We start from the raw sequence: 24,913 nt of genomic DNA, 5'->3' as shown, positions 1-24,913 counted from the left end.
CAACCTTCGGTAGGGCCTGAGCCCGCCCGCCCCGCAGCTTCGTACCACCAGTCCCGCCCCCGGAGGCCCTGCGCCATGTCCCACTCGTCCATCCACGTCTCCCCGGGTGTGGCGCAGTTCTTCCACATCATCAGCGGCATGCCCTGGCCGGAGAGCGACGAGGGGCTGCTGCGGGACGTCCGGGACGACTACGTCGCGCTGGCCCAGGACCTGCCGAAGCTGAGCGGGTACATCCTCGACGCGGTGCAGACCTGCAACACGAGGATGGAGGGCGAGGCCGCCAAGGCCTTCCAGAAGGAGTGGGGCCAGTTCACCAGCGCGGACCCGGCCACCGACCCCCTGCGCAACGCCGCCAGCCTCTGCACCCAGCTGGCCGAACTGGCCGGCAAGGTCGCCAACACCGTCGAGTACACCAAGTGGATGGCGATCGGCCAGCTCGTCCAGCTGATCATCGAGATCGCCTTCGCCATCGCCTGGTCCGTGTTCACCGGCGGCGCCTCCCTGGTGCAGCTGGAGTGGCAGAAGATCCTGACGAGGGAATTCCTCATCCAGCTGCTGAAGAAGCTCGCGCAGCTGATCGCCATGCACACCTTCGGCGGCATCGTCGGCGGCCTGATGCTGGACGCGATCATCCAGGGCATCCAGTTCGAGCACGGCGACCGCCACGAGTGGGACAAGGACCTCACCAAGCAGGCGGCGATCTTCGGCGCGATCAGCGGCGCGATCGGCGGCCCGCTGAACCTGCTGGGCCTGGGCCTGGGCAAGCTGCTCGGCCCCCGCCTGGCCAAGCTGTTCGTGCAGAGCGCGCTCAACGACGTCATCAAGGGGATCACCGGGGGAGCCCTCAAGGGCGCGGGCAAGGAACTCGGCGAGGGCGCGGCGGCCGGCGCCCTCAAGGGCATCGGCAAGGGGCTCGGGGAGGGGCTCGGCGAGGGCGCGGCGGCCGGCGCCCTCAAGGGGATCGGCAAGGACCTCGGCGAGGGGGCGGCGGCCGGCGCCCTCAAGGGGGCGGGCAAGGGGGCGGGCAAGGAGGCCGGCGAGGGCCTGGGCCACCTGCTCGGGAACGAGGCGGCCGAGAGGTTCGCGCAAGGCATCTCCAACCTCCTGAAGGAGAACGCCCAGTACCTGTCCAAGGGCTTCAAGGCCGGGCGCAAGGTGGGCGCCGCGACCGGCGAGAAGTTCGTGCGCCAGCTCGGGGAGCTCTTCGAGAAGGAACTCGGCAAGGAGATCGGCGAGAAGTTCGCCCGGGAGATGGGCGAGCAGATCGGCAAGCAGTTCGCCGAGCACTCCCTCAAGACGGTGATGAAGGAGAGCAGCCGGGAAGCGCTCAAGGAGAGCCTGGAGAACCTCGCCAAGGACGGCGGCAAGGTCGCGCTCAGCCCCGAACTCAAGCTGCTGGCCGAGAAGATGCCCGAACTCGCGGGCGGCATCAACAAGATGAACAAGATGTTCCACCTCGGGCACGTCCTGGGCAGCCAGTTCGAGTCGGGCATCAACCAGTACCTCACCGAGGGCATCTACAACACGATCTACAACGGCGAGTGGCAAGCCAGCGGGATGAGCTTCCTCGGCGGCTTCATGATGGGCGGCATGCGGCACATGATCATGGGGCTGGCCTCGCCGCTGACCCTGCGGTACGCCGACTTCGTCCGCGGCCTGGAGAGCTCGCGCATCAACGAGGAGAACGGCGAGCACTACGGCTACCTCCACCCGCTGACCTTCCTCGCGGTGATCAGCAACATGGGCGGCCACTCGGCGCCGTTCCCGGTGCCCCGCCGCCCCGGGCACATCGACCAGATCGCCGGGACGCGGCTGTCGGGCGGCGACGGCGCCCCGATCACGTCGGGTGCCGGCTCGCTGGGGTCCGTCCTCAGTTCCGGGAGCCACCACCCGGAGGAGAACGGCGACGGCGTCCTCGCCGACCCCAAGGGCAAGACCAGCCACAACTCCTCGGTCGACGGCGGGTGGGATCCGAAGGCCCCCGTGCGGCCGGTCGAGACGCAGTCCCGGGGCGACGACCGGACGTCCGCGCCCGGTTCGTCCTCCGGTTCCCCGGTGGCCCCGGGCAACCGGGAGGCCACCGCCCCCTCGCCCGTGCCCAAGCCCCGTCCGGGGGGCGGGGGCGAGAACCCCCGGCCCGACAACCCCCGGCCCGACAACCCCGGAGCCAGCAGCACCCGGCCCGAGAACCCCGGGGCAGGGGACCGCGGCAAGACCGCGACGGCGTCCGCGGACGCCAACGGCCAGGGCGGCAGCACGAAGCCGCAGCCCCAGCCGCAGGCGCCCAAGCCCGGCCCGGCGCGCCGCCCCACGGTCGTCGACGAGCACACCGAACCGTCCCTGCACGAGCCCAAGAGCCCGGGGGGAGCGGGCGTGCGGCCGGGGACGGACACCAGTCCGCAGTCGCAGCAGCAGCCGCACGCGGGCGGCGGCGACCGGAGCACGGGCCCGGGGTCGTCCCCCCTCCGCACCAGCGGCGGCGGCCCCGGCGACACCCCGGCGCCGGCCACGCCCGGCCACCCGGACCCCAACCGCCCCGACCCCAACCGCCCCGACCCCAACCGTCCGGACCCCAAGGGCACGGACCCCAAGGGCCCCGACGTGCTGGGCCCCGACTCGCCGGGCCCCGGCCCGAAGAACCCCGACCCGAAGAACCCCGGCCCGAAGAGCCCGGACACGTCGGGCCCGGACCCGAAGAACCCCGACCCGCAGCACCCCGTGCCGCCCGCCACCCCGCCCCGCGACCCCAAGCCCGGCGGCCCCAAGCCCGACGGCCCCGCCGATCCGCACGACCCCGACGGCCCGCCCGTCCCCGTCCCCACCACCTCCCACACGCCCTCCGGCCACGCCTACCACCGCGTCGACGCCCCCGAGCACGCCAAGGCGCCCGCCGGTGACGAGCGGCGCACGGCTTGGCACGACAAGCAGCAGGACCTCGCCGAGCGGCACGACACCGTGCTCGCCGAGGCCGAGGCGCGGGAAGCCCTGCACGGCGAGGTCGAGGAACACCTGATCGAGGGCCACGCCGACCTGCCCCGGGAACTGCGCGCCCTGACCGGCCCGGGCACGGAAGCGTGGCGCCGCACCGCCGCCGACCTGCAGACCGACATCGAGGCCCGCCCGCACGAGCGGGAGGAGATCCTCGCCGGCGCCGCCGACCGCCTGGAACTGGCCGGCGCCCGCGAACTCGCCCTGCGCATCGCCGTCACCCGCTTCGACCACCTGCTGACCGAACGCGGCCTCGACCCGGCGGCCACCGGCGGCGACCACCTCCGCGCGGAAATCCGCCAGGAGGCGTCCGAACGCTTCCGCTCCGACGCCGAACGCGACATCGCCCAGCTGTACGCCACCCGCGCCGACCTCACCCCCGAACGCAACGCCCAGGCCACCCAGGCGCTGGAACGCCGGCTGCGCCGGGCCGCCGGGGACCTGGACGTGCGTCAGGCGCGCGCCGCGCAGACCGAGCGGATCGACCCGGCGGTGGAGCAGGCCCACGCCGACTGGAAGCGGGAGGACCTCTCCGAGTCGGACCGCGCGCTGCTGGACGCCGTCGGCGTGCCCGAGGACGCCCGGGTGTCGCAGGAGGCCCGCGACCAGATCGCCGAGGCCATGCGGGAGCGGCTCGCCGCGTTCCACGGCCCCCACCAGGACCGCACGGCCCTGGGCGCCGACGAGAGCGAGCCGGGCGCCGGCCGCCGCGACGAGGACACGTTCCTGACGATCGAGGACGAGAACGGCGACGACCTCGACGTCGTCGACCCCACCCACCGGGGAAGGGAGCGGCTCGCAGCCGACTTCCAGGACCTCTTCGACAGCCACCGCAGCGGGCTGTCCCACGACCTCACCGTCCAGGCGGTCCGCGAGGCCGTGCTGAAACGCTCCATCGACGCGGTGGAGGACGCGGCCGGGGCGTGGAAGACCAGTGCCCCCGAGCAGTTCGGCCCCGAGGCGCTGCGCGAACTCGGCCTGGCCGACGGCCCGTCCGCCGGCGCGGTGGCCGCCGCCCGGGCCCACCTCGCCCGCCTCACCGACCGCGCGGTCACCGAGCACACCGCCGCCGACCGCGACCCGGAGGGGCTCAAGAAGGAACTGGACCGGCTGACCGACCCGGCCGAGGTCAACCGCCTGCTGGCCCTGCACGGCGCCCGCGAGGAGGCGCTGCGCGTCGCCGAGGAGACTGCCCGCACCAAGGTCCCGCACGACCTGGGCGGCCCCGACACCGCCGACACCGCCGACCACGGGAGCGGCGCGGCCGCCGCGGTCGAGATGGCTCTGGGCCGGCCCGCGCGCGGCACCCGCACCGAGGGCTCCGAACCGCCGTCCACCGCCGCGGCCCGGCGTGTGCGCGAGGGCTACACCGAGCGGATCCGCGCCGCGTTCGAGGAGAACTTCCGCTCCCTGCTGCGCGACGGGGGCGCCGACCACAAGGCGGGCCTGCCCGAGCGGCTGGAGCAGTGGCGCCGCGAACGCGAGCGGCTGACCGAGGGCCTGGACCTGCACGTGGCCTTCGAGCGTGCCGTCCTGCCCGCCCGCGAGCACGCCGCCGCCGGCTACGACCGCCTCGCCGAGGGCCGCAAGGTGTCGCAGGAGGCGGTCCAGGAGCTGAAGATCCGCTACGGCGGCGAGTTCTTCGACGCCTACAAGGACCACTGGGGGCCGGAGGACCTGAACGGCGAGCACTGGCGCGGCCACGAGGCGGCCAACGAGAACGTCTTCGGCCGCCGCCCGTCCGAGGAGCAGCCCAAGCCGGAGCCCGAGCCCAAGCCGGAGCCCGAGCCGGAGCCCGAGCCGAAGCCCGAGACCGAGCCCGAGCCGACCCCCGTACCCGGGCCCCTCACCCCGGCGGGCCCGCTCGTCCGCCCCCGGGACACGGACACCAAGCCGGCCCTGGACCCGAAGCCGGGCAGGGACCGCCCGGAGAGCCACGACCTCGTCGAGCAGGACGACCTCCGCCCGGACACCCTCACCCCCAAGGGCGAACGGACCGAGCAGACCGGACCGCTGGTGCGGGAGCAGGCCCGCCAACAGGTGGCCCGGAAGGAGAGCCAGGCCGCCGAGGACCACGGCCAGGCGCCCGGCGCCCCGGCGCCCGTCCACCCGGTGGCGCAGCGCACGCCCGCCCAGGCCCCGCCGAGGCACACGGATGACTCGGACGATGAATGGAGCACCGGCGGAACGGACGACGAATCGCCTGCCTCCACGAATGCGGTGACCCAGATCACCGAGGCCACCGAGGCCACCCACATCACCGAGCCCCAGCCCCAGCCGGAGCCCCAGCCCCAGCCGGAGCCCGAGCCCGAGCCCGAGCCGGGCTCGGTGCTGGACCTCCCCGACGAGCCCCTGCCGGAAGGCTCGTTCAAGGCCGCTCAGCTGTGGCGCACCCGGGACCGGCTTCCCGAGTTCCACATCCAGGACCACACGCTGATCACGTGGCCCAGCGAGGGCGACAGGCCCGACCTCCCGGAGTACCCGGACGAACTCTTCCAGCACGCGGTCGGCCTGATCGAGACCCGGCTGCGGCGCATCCTCGACCGGGCCGTGGAGGTCGTCCACGACACCCAGGCCCAGGGCCCCGACCGCGAGGCCGCCCAGGTGCTGCTCGACACCCACGCCGTACTGGCGGACGACGGCTGGTCGCCCGCCTACATCAGCGAGTTCCTCCACCTGCAGATGCGGCTGCGCGCCAGTGCGGTGCCCGGCCTGTTCCCGACGCGACTGTTCGAACAGCACCCGCAAATCCTGGAGGGGGGCGAGCAGTCGGGATTCCGCCTGCTGACCGCCTACGAGGTCCCGAACGGCCCGATACCGAGGGAGCACGACGGCGGCCCGCTGCGCGGCAGCAACGGCGCCACCGACGCGTTCTACAAGTGGCTGAAGGACGAAGCCGGCGGGCATCCGGGCTACATCTCGGAATGGGAGGGAACCCAGGGCGGCGGATCCTGGGAGGGGTCCTCCCTGAGCGCGAAGCTGATGTTCGCCCACTTCCGCCCCGGTCGCGGGGTGGAAGCGGAGTACCAGTGGCGCAAACTCGGCGCCGAACACGACATCGCGTACGGGCAGGGCTACGTCCGCAGCCTGGTGGCCCAGCACGTCTTCACCTACGAGTTCCTGAGGACCACGGAGCTGCCCAACGTCAACCGCGACACCGGGCAGGTCACCCTGTTCCGGCTGGAAAGCCAGCTGTACATCGACGACGTCACCCGCAGCGATGACCGGCAGATGGGTCAGCCGATGCCGATCCGGCGAGGGTCGGCCGAGTCGTTCAGCCTGCTGTCGCCGTTCAAGGAGCCGCACAGCACGGCCGACAGCGGTCCGTTCTACGTCATGCTCCAGACCGTCCCGATCCACCGGGTGTTCGGGACACACCTGCAGGGCCGGTACGGCGACCTCACCGCTCCGATCTTCGGCGGTGAGGACGAGTTCGTCGTCATGTCGGCGGGCCGGGACATCATCTTCAACGGCATGACCGTGCCCCTCACCCCGCGCCAGCGGACCGAGGAGCAGCAGAACACCCAGAACACCCAGAACGCCCAGCCCGTCCAGAACGCCCAGGCGCCAGCGGCCCCCGCCTCCGTACCCCCGCCGTCCCCGGCCCCGGTCCAGGCCCCGCACCCGGTCCCGGCTCCGCACCCGGTCGCGCCGTCCGAGGGCCCGGGCGCGGTGCTGCCCGCCTCGTCCTGGGCCGGCATCCGCACCCTCGCGCCGCCCGCGCGAATGGAGACGGTGCGCTTCGACCCCCGGGTGCGCGGCCAGGCGGGCCCGGGCGCGATCGCCGGCCCCGGGGTGCGCGACCAGTACGAGACCCGGCAGCAGAGCCTGGGCGGGCTGCACGGCGCCGACACCACGATCAGCTACGACGCGCGGCGCTTCGAGGCCCGACCCGGGCACTGGGTCACCGAGTTCACCCTGCGCCTGCACCTGCAGGCACCGGACGGCCGCCCGCTGCCCGCGCACGAGGCCGCCCGGATGCTCGACCGGGCCCGGACGGTGGTCGGCGACCGGTTCAACGAACGCTTCCACCTGCCCGGCGGGGACCAGGTGCACCTGCGGGTCGAGGGCGTGCACAGCGCGGCCGACGCGCACCAGACGGTCACCGTGCTGCCCGGCCGCGAACGCAGCGACCAGTTCAACTGGTCCGACGAGAGCCCGCCCGGCGTGCTGCTCCACGAACTGCTGCACTTCCTCGGCCTGCCGGACGAGTACGTCGAACCGGCGACGAAGCCGGGTGACGCCTTCGCGCTGCGCCGCCGCGACCGGTGGGCGGGCGAGAACGGGGTGATGGGCACCTCAGCCCACCGGGACGACTTCACGGTGCTGCCCCGCCACCTGCAGCGGATCGAGGACGTCCTGCACTCGGGCCCGGTCCTGCGCGACCTGACCCACGAGCAGTACCGCTCCCACCCGGAGACGGACACCACGCTGACGGGGCCGCACCAGGAGACCGAGGGCCCCGGCGCCCTGCTCCCGCCGAACGGCGCCACCCACACCGGTGCCGTCCACGCCGGGGAGGGCCCCGCCGGCAAGAGCCAGGCGCCGAACGCGCCGGCCCCGGTGCACGAGTCGCGCGTGAACGTGCTGGACGGCGGACAGCTCTACCACGTCGTCAGCGTGCCGGGCGACGGCGACTGCCTGCTGCACGCCGTCCTCGCCGGCGCCCGCCGGCTGGGCGGCTGGGAGCACGGCGACCTCACCGTCCACGGCCTGCGCGAGCTGGCGTCCCAGTGGTTCCGCAGCGACGCCGGCGCCCAGCTGCGCCACAACGCCGACGCCGCCGGCCAGCGGCCCGAGAACCGCCTGGAGCCGCACGAGCGCACCCAGACCTGGCAGGTGTACCGCAACCCGGGGGACAAGCAGCCGTCGACGCTGTCCGGCAGCGACCTCGGGAACCTGCGCATGAGCGACCTGTTCGACCTGGGGCTGCGCAACCGGTCCCTGTGGAACACCTCGTTCTACGTCGAGGCGCCGGCCATCGTCGCCCACGCCCTCGGCATCCACCTCGTGGTCCACGAGGGCAACGGCCGCACCGAGTTCAACCCCCGCGCGCAGGGCCGCGAGGTGCACGTCTACCGCGACCCCGGAAAGGGCCTGGCCGCGCACTACTCGGAGCTGCGCCCCGACGTGCGGGGACCGGTGGCGGTGGAGACCGGCGGCCCCGTCGACCCGAAGGTGGCGAAGGAGCTGGCCGGGCGGGTCCAGCCGGACATGGTCGTCGTCACCCTGGATCCGGGGCAGCCGGTCTTCCGGGTGACCGATGCCTGGACGCTGCGGGGGTACCTGCTCCAGGGCAAGATCGGCGCGGTCAAGAACAAGGAGAACTGGGCCCAGTTGGGGCCGGGGCTCTACACGGGCCACGACTTCGACCACGCGGCCACCTACAGCGACTCCCTCTCCGGCCTGCCGGTGGTCATGGAGTTCCTCCTCTCCCGCAAGGCCACGGGCCTGAAGGTGAAGAACATCACCGAGGACTGGACGGCCAAGGAGGTCCCGGAGACGCTGAAGAAGTACGACTTCCTCACCGACGGGACGCAGTTCAAGTTCCACCCCGGCTTCTACGAGGGCCTCATCCGGGAAGGGGCGCAGTCCGCGGACAAGCAGAGCGGTCTGCGGATCGCCGGCCTGAAGGTGAAGGAAGGCGCGTCGGTCTGGAACCACTACCGGACCGAGGACTTCGTCCCGGAGTTCGAGGGCTACCTGATCAAGGCGCACCAGGACAAGGCCCTGCAGCACCCGCGCGGCGAGGACCCGTCCGGCCCCGCCCGCACGCCGGATCCGGTCCCGACGAGCGAGGCCCTGGAATCCGCCCCGCCCGCCTCGCCCGAGGACCTCAGGCGCATCCGCTACCTGGAGCACGCCGAGGCCTTCGAGCGGCGGCTCGCCACCCACCTGCTGGGACGCGAGGACGTCCGGCGCGAGGTCAAGAAGGTGGTGGACCTGGCCTGGCAGCTGAGCACCACCGACAAGGACAAGGCCCAGTTCGGTTCGAGGAGCACGGGCACGACCGGCATGGTCGGCACCGACCGGCACATGCTCCAGGAGGTCGTCGACGGCGGCAACCTCCGCGAGCGCATGGCCCTGCTCTACAACGGCTACACCTCCAACCACTTCGCCAAGCTGGTACGGCAGCGGCAACTGCCGCGCCCGGAGCAGCTCAAGCAGGAGCGGGTGGACCGCCACGACATCGGCGCCGAGGTCGTCAACCCGTTGACCGCGGAGATCAAGAGGGTCTACGGGGAACTGCTGAAGCCGCCCGCCGACGAGACCCAACAGCCGGTGCCCTTCGGACAGTTCCGCACCGACGAACCGTACGGCCCGCTCATCGACCGGATCCGGGACGACTACGCCGAACTCCGGAGCCGGCGGATCGAGGAGTGGGAACGCAAGCGGGTGGTCGAGGCCGCGCAGAAGGCCGCGGAGCGCCAGGCCAAGCGCATCCTCGAAACCGACCTCCACCCCTTCGACGTGAACCCGCCGCTGGGCCGGGGCGAGTGGTACAGCGCGGTGGAGAAGGACGGCCGGCTGGGCTGGCAGCCGGGCTCCAAGTCCTTCCACTACCGGCTCGGCTCCAAGTTCCAGCAGGACGCCCACGACAGCGGCGGGCTGGTCGTCAGCGGCACCTCCGGCACGGCCTTCGGGATGCTCCAGGCCGTCAAGGAACTCGTCAAGACGGAGAAGGGGCAGGAGACGCTCGCCAGGATCGGGGGCGGCCCGGTCGACTTCGAGCTGCTGAGGCTGGGGCTGCTCGGCTGGATGCTGGAGTCGGGAGACCACACCTTCCACGAGATCATGACCGGCTCCCACCTGTTCTCCGAGAGCCTCACCCCCGAGGAGCGCGCGAACCCGAACCTCGCCGGGACGGACCTGGCCTACAACGACACCTACCACCGCTACCGCTTCCTCGCCCCGCTGACCGAGCACGAGCTGCGCAGGGACGTGGCGCCGGACGAGCGGTTCCCGGACGAGCACCTGGTGGGGGACTGGTCGCTCGACGACCTGGCGTCCGACGACCTGACCGGCCACGACTCCGACCACGGCCACGACTCCGAGCACGACCCCGAGGCCGGCTCCGGCCCGGGCGGCGACCACCGCCAGCCGGCCGCCGCGCCGCCGGTCCCGGCCGGCCAGACCGCGGTGGACCCGGCCGCGCAGGACACCCCGAACGTCCTCGACAACGGCCACGACCAGCACCAGCCCTTCACCGAGGGCGAGTTGGTGAGCCACGCGATCGTCGGCGAGGACGGCGCCACCGTGGGGCGGTCCTTCCACACCACGACCGACTGGCAGCTGCGCCGCGAGACGCACCAGAGCTTCCCCTCGCAGAAGGCGACCGCCGAACACCAGGTCGCCGCCCCGGACTTCGCGGCGAAGAAGGCCGTGCGCGGGGACGGCGGCTTCGACTGGGCGGCCTACCAGCGGGGTGAGAGCAAGCCCGGTGAGCGCGACGGCGACGACGCCGACGTCCAGGTCCCGTGGGATCCGAAGAGCAAGCCGTACTTCGCGAACCTGCACGGCAGCCCGGAGCAGTTGAAGGTCGCCGTGCGCACCCCGGACGGCAAGGAGGGCCACGCGTCCCTGTCGTACGGGGAGTTCGGCGGTGAGCTGCGCCGCCGGGGGAGTCTGTCGGCGCGGCCCGAGGACGCGCCGATCGTGCTGCAGGCCTGCAACGCGGGTCTGAACCGCGCCGGTCTGCGGCAGATCGCCGATGCCACCGGCCGTACGGTGCATGCGACGACCGGCAAGACCTACGTCGCGAAGAACGGGGACGGTGCCACCAAGCTCGTCCTGCTCCACGAACCCGGTCAGACCCGCGGCGAGTTCGTCACCGTCCACCCCACCGGCAAGGACACGGGCAACGCCGCCCACCCCACCGAGACCCTCGCCGCGCACGCGAGCGACGAGAACGCCTCCACCCGTCCCGTCATCACCGACACCAACGACGAGATCACCGTCCTGCCGGAGCACGGTGAGACCACCGCCCCGGCCGGCCGGGACGGGAACGACCAGCCGCCGACCGGCGCACCGATGCGCGTGGCCGACCACCCGCTCGACGTTCCGATGCGCATGCCCGGCCCGGACGCCACCGACCCGTTCCCGACCGGGTGGGGGAACCTGTCCGACCTCCGCGAGCGGATGGCCGCCCTGCCCGAGGACAGCCCCGACCGCGGGGCGCTGCAACGCCAGCTCGACCGGGCCCAGAGCAGGCTCCGCTCGGACTTCACGACCTTCCTCGACCACGAGAGGAGCGACCTCGCCACCGCGGCCCAGGCCCGCGAGCAGCGGATCACCGAGCTGCGTACGCAGACGCCGCCCCCGGGAACGTGGCAGGAGGAGCACCACCGGCGGCAACTGGACACCCTGGAGCTGGAGGTGCGCGAACTCCAGGCCGAACTCGACCGCCACGCCCTGGACACCGAGTCCAAGCAGCGGATGGTCCCCGGCGCGCGGGACCTCGCCCTGGTGAAGCACCTCCAGGACCCGCCGAACAACCCGCTGAACGCGGCGGACCACCCGCCGGCGCTCCTGGAACGCCTCACCGGCTCCGGCGTAGACTGGAACGCCCTGCACCCGGTCCAGGCCGCCGCCCTGGTCATGGTCGAACGCAAGGCGATGGCCTTCGAGCAGCGTGACCGCGTGCTGCTCACCGAGAAGCTCACCGCCGCCACCGGCGAGTGGGCCTGGGCGGCGAAGTACCCCCGGGACACCCCCGAGGCGGTCGAGCAGCTGATCACCGCCGTCGAGCAGCACATGCGCAGCACCATGTACGTCGCCACCAACTTCCACTTCGACCGGCCGCTCAACGCCAACCGCCAGGCCGGCCCCGACGGGCCCGGCCGCAGCTTCGGCAGCTGGGGATGGAAGTCGAAGACCCTGCTGGACAAGCTGATGGCCGACCGGCAGGGCCTGTTCCGCAACGCCTGGGAGACCGGTGCCTCACAGGCCGCGGTCGTCCCCTCGCGCCGCGGCGGCGTCGAGGAGCACATGGGCTACGCGCCCGCTCTGCGCCGCAGCCACGACACCCGCGACCTCTTCCAGGACACCGGCAGCGAGGACAGCCGGTTCGCGCCCACCAAGGGCGACCGCACCGTGCTGCCGAAGTACGGGGCGCTGGTCTCCGACCTGCAGCCGTACGGCGTGGCACAGCGCTACGGCGCGTTCGCACTGCACTGGTCCGACACGATCCGGGGCCGGGTCACCCACACGCCCAACGACTCCTGGACGCCCCGGGAGAAGGGCGCCCTGTCGGTGACCTCCGACTCCCACATGCTGCCGCTGCTGCTGTGGGGCGAGCGGCCCATGGTCGAACGGGTCTTCGGCGAGGCGACCGGCTTCCAGCACGACCCGGACTTCGGGGAGCGGATGCTCCGCGAGGGCATGGACACCAACAGCTACTTCGAGACGCAGATCCACGGCCCGCTGGCCTGGTCCGACCTGCGCCACATCGTCATCAGCCACCGGGAGAACAGCGACCAGCCCCCCGCCCGGGGCCAGGAGCACCTGCCCACCCAGCGGCGGGCCGAGAAGCTCGCCGCCAAGCTCGAAGCGTTCGCGGCGAAGAAGGGCCACCCCTTCACGGTGGAACTGCGCCCGGCCGGCACCCTGCCGTGGATCAACCGCCCGCAGGACGTCCGGGTTCCCGCGCCGGTCCCCGCCCCCGCCCCGCAGCCGCACCCCGCCGCGCCCCACGGCGACGAGACCACCCCGGCACCAGAGCACGCCCCGACCATCTTCGACAGTGACAGCAGCAGTGACAGCAGCAGTGACAGCAGCAGTGACAGCGACTCGGACGAGTCCTGGACCCAGCACGAGGAGGGGCAGCACGGCGGTGAGCCCGTGGACGAGGGCTTCGAACTCCCCCAGGACGTCCACGACATGCTCGCTGCGCACAACATCGTGGTCCGCTACGAGGCCGGCTGGGCGGGGCAGCCGTTCGTGCCCGGCCCGGAGCACCCCCAGCTGGGGGCCGGGCCCTGGCACCCCGAGGAGGGAGAGCCCTGGGACGCGTCGGTCACGGACTTCGACCGCGGCCTGATCTTCGCCGACCTCCACGCGCAGCTCAGCGCCGAGGAGGCCGCCAACGCCTCCGGCTCCGACTCCGACTCCGACGCCGGGGGCGCCGCGGCCGGCACGACCCCGGTGCGCTGGCGCTGGGACTTCGGCCTGTTGTACCGCTGGGAGAACGGCGGCCGGCACTACCTCGACGTGTTCACGCAGGGGTTCGCGCCCCGGCGCAGCGAAACGTACGTGCCGCTGGAGACCTACGTCGACGCCAATCCGGAGTCCGTGTTCGTCAGCGTCACGCGTTCGCCGACCCGCCAGAGCCCCGGCTGGGGCACCGCCTACCGCTACCTGATCGACGCCCCCGGCGGGATCGACGTCCACGCCACCCTCCCGCACCGGCAACTGGCCGACACCGAACGGGAGGTCGCCTTCCCCGGCGGCATCCGCCCCGAGTTCATCGTCGGTGTCGAGATCGTCAACGGCACCCACCTGAACGAGCACGGGCAGTACGAGCAGACGGTGGCCTTCGTCCCCAACCCCGGCTACCGCCCGGACCACCGCCCCGTCCCCCAGCACCAGCACGAACAGCACTGGGACCACTGGAACCAGGAGGACCACGACGGCGACGGCGGCATGGGCGGCCTCGGCCTGACGCTGGCGAACGCCTCCATCCACGACACCGGCGACGGCGGCCACCAGCCGTCCGCCGGAGGCGAGTTGGTGAGCCAAGCGATCGTCGGCGAGGACGGTGCCACGGTGGGGCGCTCCTTCCACACCACGACCGACTGGCAGCTGCGCCGCGAGACGCACCAGGACTTCCCCTCGCAGGCGGCGACCGCCGAACTCCAGGTCGCCAACTCGGACTTCGCGGCGAAGAAGGCCGTGCGCGGGGACGGGGGCTTCGACTGGGAGGCCTACCAGCGGGGTGAGAACAAGCCGGGTGAGCGCGACGGCGCCGACGCCGACGTCCAGGTCCCGTGGGATCCGAAGAGCAAGCCGTACTTCGCGAACCTGCACGGCACCGGCGAGCAGTTGAAGGTCGCCGTGCGCACCCCCGGCGGCACGGAGGGCCACAAGTCCCTCTCGTACGCGGACTTCGGGGGCGTGCTGCGCCGCCGGCCGAGCCTGTCCGCCCGGCCCGAGGACGCGCCGATCGTGCTGCAGGCCTGCAACGCGGGCCTGAACCACGCGGGCCTGCGGCAGATCGCCGACGCCACCGGCCGCACCGTGCACGCGACGACCGGCAAGACCTACGTCGCCAAGGAGGCGGACGGCAGCTCCAAGCTCGTCCTGCTGCACGAAGCGGGCCAGGACCGGCCGGAGTTCGTCACCGTCCACCCCACCGGCAAGCACGATCCCGTCACCGTCACCGAGGCCACGGACAGCCGCGTCGTCGCCCAGGAGGGCAGCGCCCACGTGCTCGACGTGGGGGAGGAGCCGCCCACCGGCACCCGGATGCCGTTGGTGCGCCACCCGCGCGACACCGACAGTGCCGCCGACCCGCTCGCGCCGACCGCCCGTCAGGACATGGTGCCCGGCGCCCGCGACCTGGAGATGGTCGAGCACCTGCGCCGCAACGCCACCCGCCGCGAGGACCGGCCGCGCGAGTGGAGCGAGCACGACCACGAGCTGTACGACCAGCTCACCGCCGATCCCCGCCGCCCCTTCGACTTCTGGAAGAAGCTGGGCGAGGACCAGGCGGCGGCCCTCGTCCTGGCCGAGCGCAAGGGCCTGGAGTTCGCCGACCGCGAGCGCACCGAACTGAAGCAGAACCTGCGCGACGCCCAGGGTGACTGGGCATGGGCCGCGAGCTACCCCCGCGACACCGAGCAGGCCCTCGACACCCTGATCGACCGCGTCCAGCAGCACATGCGCGACACCATGTTCGTCGCCACCAACTTCTTCCTCGACAAGCCGCCCGGCGCCGGCCCGCGCGAGCACGCCTTCGGCGCCACCGGCGGCGACGCCCCCCAGCCCGGCCCCGCGCCCAGGACCCTCCTCGACCTGCTGCTCCAGGACACCGACCCCAAGCAGACGTTCAAGAACCTCTGGCAGACCGGGAACACCCAGGGGGACAGCAACGGCTCACGCCGAGGCGGCGCCGAGGAACACCTCAGCTACGCCGCCACGCTGCGCCGCGACCCCGCCACCACCCACCTCTTCCAGGACACCCGGACGGAGGAGAGCGCGTTCCACCCGGAACCGCAGGGGGCGGCCCGGCTGCCCAAGTACGGGGCGCTGGTCTCCGAACTCCAGCCGCGCGGCGTGGCCGTGCGCTACGGCAGCGGCATCATGCGCTGGAAGGACGACGTCCGCGCCCGCGTCACCCACACCCCGAAGGACTCCTTCGCCGGGGACGCGATGGGCGCCCGCTCGGCGACCTCCGACACCCACCTGCTGCCACTGCTCAACCACGGCAACGCCGCCCTGGTGCGGCGGGTGTTCGGCGAGGCCACCGGCTTCGAGCACGACACCGACTTCGGCCGCAGGATGCTGGCCGAAGGCATGGAGAGCTTCGACTACTTCGAGACGCAGATCCACGGCGACCTGCACTGGCGCGACCTGCACAGCGTCACCCTCGTCCACCTCCCCGAAGGCCGCCGGGCCGACCTGCGCACCGGGCCGCTGCCCACGGCGGAGACCGCCCGGCAGATGCGCGACCGGCTCCTCGCCCACCGGCAGGCGAACGGCTACGACTTCACCGTCCACCTGCGCCGGCACGACCACGCGCCGGTACTGGAACGGATCGTCCCGCACCCCTCCGTCACGGAGCCCGCCGCCGAGCCCGCCGCCGAGCACCCCGGCCAGGTGACGGACGGGCCCGCGCCGACCATCCTCGACACCGGCGACGAGATCACCGTGGCGCCGGCCCCGGAGCACACCCAGGACAACACCGGGGCGAACACCGAGGAAAGGCTGTACTCCGTCCGGGAGATCCGGCTGGTCGACCACCCCGACGACGCCCCACTGCGCTTCCCCGGCGTCACCGCCGAGGACCCGTTCCCGGCCGCGAACCGCTGGCAGGACCTGGCCGACCAGCGGCGCGACCTGGCCGCCCTGCCCGCGGACGACCCCGGCCGCGCCCAGCTGGAACGCCGGATCCGGCAGGGGCAGGACGCCCTGCGGACGGGCTTCCAGCGCTACCTCGGCAGCGACAACGGCGACCTCGGCGCCTCGCTGCGGCAGCGCGAACAGGAGAGCGTCCGCCTCCAGGAGGAGCACGAGGCCTCGCCCGACGTCGAGGAATGGCAGGCCGAGCACCGCCGCGTGCGCCAGGACGTGCTGGCGCACGAGATCCGGGAACTCCGGGCCGAGATCCACCGCCGCGACCTCGAAGCCGAGTTCAAGCAGCGGATGATCGCCGGCCCGAAGGACCTCGAAGTGGTGGCGCACCTCCAGGACCCGGACAGGCACGCCGCCCAGCGCCGGCACCTGACCGCCGAACAGGCCACGGTGCTGGAGCGGCTCGCCGCCAAGCGCGTGGACTGGACGGCCCTGGACCCGGTCCAGGCGGCCGCCCTGGTCCTGGCCGAGCGCAAGGGCATGCTCTTCGACCAGCGCCACCGCGACCTGCTCACCGAGAAGCTGACCGCCGCCACCGGCGAGTGGGCCTGGGCGGCGAACTACCCCCGGGACACCCCCGAGACGGTCGGGCAGCTGATCACCGCCGTCGAGCACCACATGGCCACGACGATGAGCATCGCCACCAACTTCCACCTCGACAAGCCGCTCAACGCCAACCGCCAGACCAGCTTCGGCAAGTCCTCCTGGAGCCCGGGCACCTGGGGCAGGAAGCCCAAGACCCTCCTGGACCGGCTGGTGGCGGACAAGGACGGGAGCTTCAAGAACACCTGGCAGACGGGGGCCTCCCAGGCGGCCGTCCAGCCCTCGCGCCGCGCCGGCATTGAGGAGCACATGGGCTACGCGTCCGCCCTGGGCCGTAAGTTCGAAAGCCGCGAGCTCTTCCAGAACACCGAGACCGACGACAGCGTGGTCGCCCCCTCGAAGGAGGACCGCGCCCTGCTGCCCAAGTACGGGGCCCTGGTCTCCGAACTCCAGCCCTTCGGCGTGGCGCTGCGCTACGGCGCGTTCGCGCTGCACTGGTCCGACGAGATCCGCGGCCGCGTCACCCACACCCCCAACGACTCCTGGTCCATGGGGGCGGCCGGGGCCCGCTCGGTGACCTCCGACTCGCACCTGCTGCCGCTGCTCATCTGGGGCGACCCGCACATGGTCCGACGGGTCTTCGGCGAGGTGACCGGGTTCGAACACGATCCGGGCCTCGGCGAGGAGATGCTGACCCGCGGCATGACCACCGAAAGCTACTTCGAGACCCAGATCCACGGCCCGCTGACCTGGTCCGACCTGCGACGCGTCGTCATCAGCCACAGGAGTCCGGACACCGCGGCGCAGCCGCAGGGCACCCGGCGCGGCACCCGGCGGGAGGACCCCCTGCCCACCCTGGAACGGGCCGAGGCGATCGCTGCCAAGCTCCGCGCCTTCGCCGAGAAGAAGGGGCACACCTTCACGGTGGAACTGCGCCGGGCCGACGCGCCGCCGGTGCTCAACCGCCTGGCCGACCTGCTGCCCCCCGCCCCGCAGCAGCACCCGCAGCAGCCGCAGCACGAGGACGTCCCGAGCATCATCGACAGCGGCACCTACGCGAACTGGAGCGACACCGACTCCGACTCCGGCTCCGACACCGGTTCCGGTGCGGGCTCCAGCGCCGGCGCGCTCATCGGCACCGGGCACCACGGGCAGTCGGAGCTGCCGCCCGGCGTCCAACTGCACGACCACTTCCTCGACGTGTTCGCGCACCAGAACGTCGAGGTCGACTACCAGGCCGGGCTCGCGGGCCAGGAGTTCGTGCCCGGCGGGGAGGAGCCCGTCGTGCTGGCCGGGCCCTGGCAGCTCGAAGGCTTCCCCGGCTGGGACGCCTCCGTCACCGGCTACGACCGCGACCTGATCTTCGCCGACCTGGACGAGAACCCGGTCCTGTGGCGCGGGGACACCAGCCTGCTGTACCGCTGGGAGAACGGCGCCCGGGACCACCTCGACGTGTTCGAGAACGGATTCGCGCCCCGCGACGCCCAGCGCTACCCCGCCCTGGAGACCTACCTCGTCGACAACCCCGCCTCCGTGTTCGTGAGCACCACGCGCTCGGCGACCCACCAGAGCCCCGGCTGGGGCACCGCCTACCGCTACCTGATCGACGCCCCCGGCGGGGTCGACGTCCGCGCCACCCTCCCGCACCGGCAACTGGCCGACGCCGAACAGGAAGTCGCCTTCCCCGGCGGCATCCGCCCCGAGTTCGTCGTCGGCGTCGAGATCGTCAACGACATCACGCTGCACCACGACGAGCAGGACCCGAACGTCCGGTGGTACGAGCACCCGGTGACCTTCGTCCCCAACCCCGCCTACCAGCCCGGCCACCGCTTCGCCGAACCGCAGGAGCACCACGGGCAGTTCGAGCAGCACGGGGACGACGGCGGTGTCGGCGGCCTCGGCCTGACGCTGGCGAACGCCACCATCCACGACAACGGCAACAGCGGCCACCAGCCATTGGCCGAAGGCGAGTTGGTGAGCCACGCCATCGTCGGCGAGGACGGCGCCACGGTCGGCCGCTCCTTCCACACCACGACCGACTGGCAGCTGCGCCGCGAGACGCACCAGGACTTCCCCTCGCAGGCGGTGACCGCCGAACACCAGGTCGCCAACCCGGACTTCGCGCCGAAGCAGGCCGTCCGCGCCGACGGCGGCTTCGACTGGGAGGCCTACCAGCGCGGCGAGAACAAGCCCGGTGAGCGCGACGGTGACGACGCCGACGTCCAGGTCCCGTGGGATCCGAAGACCAAGCCGTACTTCGCGAACCTGCACGGCACCGGCGAGCAGCTGAAGGTCGCCGTGCGCACCCCCGACGGCACGGACGGCCACAAGTCCCTCACCTACGGGGAGTTCGGGGGCGTGCTGCGCCGCCGGCCGAGCCTGTCCGCCCGGCCCGAGGACGCGCCGATCGTGCTGCAGGCCTGCAAGGCGGGCCTGAACCACGAGGGCCTGCGGCAGATCGCCGACGCCACCGGCCGTACCGTGCACGCGACGACCGGCCAGACGTACCTCGCCAAGGAGAGCGACGGCGCCACCAAACTGGTCCTGCTCCACGAACCCGGCCAGGCCCGCGGCGCGTTCGTCACCGTCCACCCCACCGGCAAGGAGACCGGCGCCACCGTCACCGCGCCCCACGGACCCGACCACGACGTCACCGCCCCCACCGTGCTCGACGGCAACCGCCACAGCAAGCCCGCCACGGAACCGCAGCGGGAGGCCACCGAGATGCGACTGGTCGACCACCCGCTGGACGATCCTCTGCGCACGCCCGGCCCCAAGGTCGAGGACCCCTTCCCGGCGGCGGACCGGTGGAAGGAACTGGCCGACCTGCGGCGCGACGCGGCCGCCCTGCCGTCCGACGACCCCCGCCGCCCGCAGTTGGAGCGCCGGATCCAGCGGGTGCAGGACAACCTGCGGCCCGGCTTCCAGCGCTACCTCGGCAGCGAGGGCAGCGACCTCGCCGCCTCGCTCCGGCAGCGGGAGCAGGAGATCGACCGGCTCCGCAGCCAGGACGAGGCCTCGCCCGGCGCCCAGGGCTGGGAGGCCGAGCACCGCCGGGCCCACCGGGACGCACTGGAGTACGAGGCCCGGGAACTGCGGAACGAGATCGAACGCCGCACCCTCCACGCCGAGCCCACCCAACAGATGGTCCCCGGCCTGAAGGACCTCGAAGTGGTGGCGCACCTGCAGGACCCGGCCACGCACGCCGCGCACCGCGAGACCCTGACAGTCGACCAGCGCACGCTCCTGGACCGGCTCGCCGCCAAGAACGTCGACTGGACGGCCCTGGACCCGGTCCAGGCGGCCGCCCTGGTCCTGGTCGAACGCAAGGGCATGCTCTTCGACCAGCGCCACCGCGACCTGCTCACCGAGAAGCTGACGGACGCCACCGGCTCCTGGGCCTGGGCGGCGAACTACCCCCGCGGGGACGGGCAGATCGAGCAGCTGATCGCCGACGTCGAGCAGCACATGCGCACCCGCATGACCGTCGCCACCAACTTCCACCTCGACAAGCCGCTCAACGCCAACCGCCAGACCAGCGTCGGCACGTCCGGCGAGCCCCACGGCGACGGGAACCAGGAACCGGTGGAGACCCTCCTGGACCGGCTGCTCTCCGACGACAAGGGACTCTTCCGCAACGTGTGGGAGACGGGCGCCTCCCAGGCGGCGATCGTCCCCTCACGCCGCGGCGGCGTGGAGGAGCACTTCGGCTACGCGCCCGCCCTGGGCCGCGCCCACGAAAGCCGCGGGCTCTTCCAGAACACCGTCACCGAACAGAGCAGGATCGAACCCGCGCAGGAGAACCGCGCCCTGCTGCCGAAGTACGGCGCCCTGGTCTCCGAACTGCAGCCCTTCGGCGTGGCCAAGCGCTACGGCGCGTTCGCGTTGCACTGGTCCGACGACATCCGCGGCCGCGTCACCCACACCCCCAACGACTCCTGGTCCCTCGGCACGGCAGGGGCCCGCTCCGTGACCTCCGACTCCCACCCGCTGCCGCTGCTGCTGTGGGGCGAACCGAAGCTGGTCCAACGGATCTTCGGCGAGGCCACCGGGTTCCGGCACGACCAGGAGATGGTCGACGACCTGCGGGACAAGGGCATGACCATGGACGGCTACTTCGAGACGCAGATCCACGGCCCGCTGGCCTGGTCCGACCTCGCCCACGTCGTCATCAGCCACCAGGACCCGAACACCCCGACCCATCCCGACCCGACCCGTCCCGCCCCGGCGAACGAGGAGCCGCTGCCCACCCGGGAACAGGCCGAACGGATCCGCACCCGCCTCCAGGACTTCGCCCGGGACAAGGGGCACACCTTCACGGTGGAACTGCGCCAGGCCGACGCGCCGCCGGTGCTGCGCCGCCTGGCCGGCGTCCTGCCCCCCGTCCAGCCGCATGCGGAGCAGCAGCACGAGAACGTCCCGAACATCATCGACAGCGGCGCCTACGACCACTGGAGCGACACCGACTCCGACGCGGGTTTCGACGCCGGCGGTGCCGGCCACGTCGGCGACCCGTACGACGAGGCCGGGCCGGGCGACCAGTACGACGGGACCGGGCACGACGAGGAGCACGAGCAGCCGCAGGGCTTCTGGCTGGACGACCACGCCCTCGCCGTGCTCGGAGAGCGCAATGTCGCGGTCGGCTACCTGGACGGTGGGGCGGGCCAGCCGTTCGTGCCCGGGTGGGAGCAGTCCCAGTTGGGGGCCGGTCCCTGGCACCCCGAGGAGGGGGAGTACTGGGACGCGTCGGTCACCGGGTTCGACCGTGACCGCCTCTTCGCCGACCTCGACTCGCAGCTGGCCGCCGAGGAGACCGCCAACGCCTCCGACTCCGACTCCGACTCCGACGCCGGGGGCGCCGGGGCCCAGGTGACCCCGCTGCGCTGGCGCTGGGACACCAGCCTGTTGTACCGCTGGGACAACGGCGCCCGGGACTACCTCCACGTGTTCGAGCACGGGTTCCGGCCCCGCGACGCCGAGCGCTACCCGAACCTGGAGACCTACCTCTTCGACAACCCCGACTCCATCTTCGTGAGCACCACGCGCTCGGCGACCCACCAGAGCCCCGGCTGGGGCACCGTCCACCGCTACCTGATCGACGCCCCCGGCGGCATCGACGTCCGTGCCACGTTCCCGAACCGGCAACTCGCCGACGCCGAACAGGAAGTCGCCTTCCCCGGCGGCATCCGGCCCGAGTTCATCGTCGGCGTCGAACTGGTCAACCACACGCGCCTGGACGGCGACACCGGGGTGTACGAGCACCAGGTGACCTTCATCCCCAACCCCGGCTACCAGCCCGCCCACCGCCCCGCTGCCCAGGAACAGCACGAGCAGCACGACCAGCACTGGGACCAGCACTGGGACCAGTACGGCCAGTACGACCAGGACCACGAGGGCGACGGCGGTGTCGGCGGGCTCGGCCTGACGCTGGCGAACGCCTCCATCCACGACACCGGCGACGGTGGCCACCAGCCGTCCACCGTCGGCGCGTTGGTGAGCCATGCGATCGTCGGCGAGGACGGCGCCACGGTGGGGCGGTCCTTCCACACCACGGCGGACTTCGCGCTGCGCCGCGAGACGCACCAGAACTTCCCCTCGCAGCGGTCGACGGCCGAACACCAGGTCGCCAACCCGGACTTCGCGGCGAAGAAGGCCGTGCGCCCGGACGGGGGCTTCGACTGGGAGGCCTACGGCCGGGGTGAGAACAAGCCGGGCGAGCGCGACGGCGCCGACGCCGACGTCCAGGTCCCGTGGGATCCGAAGACCAAGCCGTACTTCGCGAACCTGCACGGCACCGGCGAACAGTTGAAGGTCGCGGTGCGCACCCCCGACGGCACGGAGGGCCACAAGTCCCTCTCCTACGGGGAGTTCGGGGGCGTGCTGCGCCGCCGCCCCAGCCTGGTCGCGCTGTCCGAGGAGTCGCCGATCGTCCTGGAGGCGTGCAACGCGGGCCTGTCCCATGACGGGTTGCGGCAGATCGCGGACGCCACCGGCCGCACCGTGCACGCCACGACCGGCAAGACCTACGTCGCCAAGGAGGCGGACGGCAGCTCCAAGCTCGTCCTGCTGCACGAAGCGGGCCAGGACCGGCCGGAGTTCGTCACCGTCCACCCCACCGGCAAGGCCACCCACTCCACCGTCACCGAGGCTCCGAACGACCACGACGGCACCGCCCCGACCGTGCTCGACGGGAACACCCAGTCGCAGCGGATCGAGTTGAAGCCGGACAGCGGGAAGGACATCGGACTGGTCGGCCACCCGCTGGACGACCCGCTGCGCATCCCCGACGCCGACGCCAAGGACCTGTTCCCGGCCAAGAGCGCCTGGAAGGCCATGTCCGAGCTGCGGCGCAAGGCGGCCGCCCTGCCGCCCGGCGACTCCAGGCGTGCGGAGCTGGAGAAGCAGCTCCGGACGCGGCAGGAAGCCCTCAGGATCGGCTTCACCCGCTACCTCGGCAGCGAGGGCAGCGACCTCGCCGCGGCCCGCGGCGCGCGGAACGCGAAGATCACCGAGACCCAGGCCAAGCTCGACCGGCTCCTCGAGGCGTCGGGCGAGCAGTGGAAGGCCGACCACTACCGGGCACGCCTGGACCTCATGCGCTCCCAAGTACGGGACCTGGAGCACGGGATCGAGCTGCGCGCCCTGGACGCCGAGTTCAAGCAGCGGATGATCCCGGGCCAGCGGGACCTCGACATGGTGGCGCACCTGCAGGACCCGAACGCGCCGGCCGGGGGGCGCAAGCCGTGGACGGACGACGAACAGGCGTTCCTGGGCCGGCTCGCCGGCCGCACGGACTGGGCGGCGCTGCACCCCGTCCAGGCCGCCGCCCTGGTCATGATCGAACGCAAGGCGGAGCTCTTCGCCGGACGCCACCGCGACCTGCTCACGGAGAAGCTGACCACCGCCACCGGCGGCTGGTCCTGGGCGGCGAACTACCTCCGCACCCCCGAGGCGATCGACCGGCTGATCACCACCGTCGAGGACCACCTGCGCACGACGATGACCGTCGCCACCAACTTCCACCTCGACAAGCCGCTCAACGCCAACCGCCAGACCAGCTTCGGCACCTCCGGCGAACCCCGCCCAGGCGGGAGCGAGGAGACGCCGCACACCCTCCTGGACGTGCTGCTGGCGGACCGGGACGGACGCTTTCGCAACGTCTGGGAGACGAACGCCTCCCAGGCGGCCGTCCAGCCCTCGCGCCGCGGCGGGGTGGAGGAGCACTTCGGCTACGCGCCCGTCCTGCGCCGCGCCCACGAGAGCCGCGCGCTCTTCCAGGACACCGGCACCGACGAGAGCACGTTCGCACCCGAGCAGGCGGACGTCGAACTGCTGCCGAAGTACGGGGCGCTGGTCTCCGAGTTCCAGCAGTTCGGCGTGGCCGAACGCTACGGCGCGTTCGCCCTGCACTGGTCCCGGGACGTCCGCGGCCGCGTCAGCCACACCCCGAACGACTCCTGGACCCTGGGCCCGATGGGAGCCCGCTCCGTGACGTCCGACTCCCACCTGCTGCCGCTGCTCCTGTGGGGCGATGGGCAGCACGTGCGGCAGGTCTTCGGCGAGGCGACCGGGTTCGAGTACGACCCGGCGTTGCGCAGCGACGTCCAGGACAAGGGCGTGCACACCAACAGCTACTTCGAGACGCAGATCCACGGCCCGCTGAGCTGGTCGGACCTGGAGCGCGTCGTCATCAGGCACCAACCCGAGGGCCAGGAGGCCGGCCCCGGCGGGCCGCCCTCCCGGCAGCGGGCCGAGGAGATCCGCGACCGGCTGCTGGACTTCGCCCGGGACAGGCACCACACCTTCCGGGTGGAACTGCGCCCGGCCGACCTCGCGTCGGAACGCCGGCGTCTGAACGCTCTCCTCGGCTCCGCCCCCGTCCCGGCCCATGTCCCGGGCCCCGTTCCGGCCGCCCAGCCCGGCCCGGTGCAGCAGCCGCACGACGACGGCGCCGGCGTCGGTCCGGGCGTCACCGCCGGCGGGCACGGCGGCAGCGACGAGATCACCCCGGCGGACGACACCCCGACCATCGTCGACAGCGGCAACCCGGCCAGTCCGTCCAGCCCGTCCGGCCCGACCAACCCGTCCAGTCCGTCCGGCCCGTCGGGTGCCCCCGGGAACGCGCCGCCGGCGGGCGTCTCGTTGACCGACCACATCGCCCAGCAGCTCAACGCGTTCACGGTAGACCCGCCGAGGCCGTCCCCGACGGCCCGGCCCGGGCGCGCGCGCACGGGAGCGGGGAGCCCGCCGAGGTGAACCCCCGCCGTGCCCACGCCCGTACTCGAACCTGTCGCACCACCACGCTGTATCG

At 72.7% G+C, this 24,913-nt stretch carries 1 protein-coding gene; it reads left to right on the top strand.

Translation table 11 applies throughout. The features are described 5' to 3' along the window. Positions 1-75: 75 nt before the first annotated feature. The gene (locus AC0B61_RS12950; protein ID WP_471740700.1) at positions 76-24,858 is read left to right on the top strand and encodes a scabin-related ADP-ribosyltransferase; all 24,783 of its coding nucleotides are present in this window, start codon (positions 76-78) and stop codon (positions 24,856-24,858) included. Positions 24,859-24,913 lie beyond the last annotated feature (55 nt).

The organism is Kitasatospora sp. NPDC023385 (genome assembly GCF_055664045.1).
Note: the sequence above shows the minus strand (reverse complement) of the source record. Positions and strands in the feature narration are given on the sequence as shown.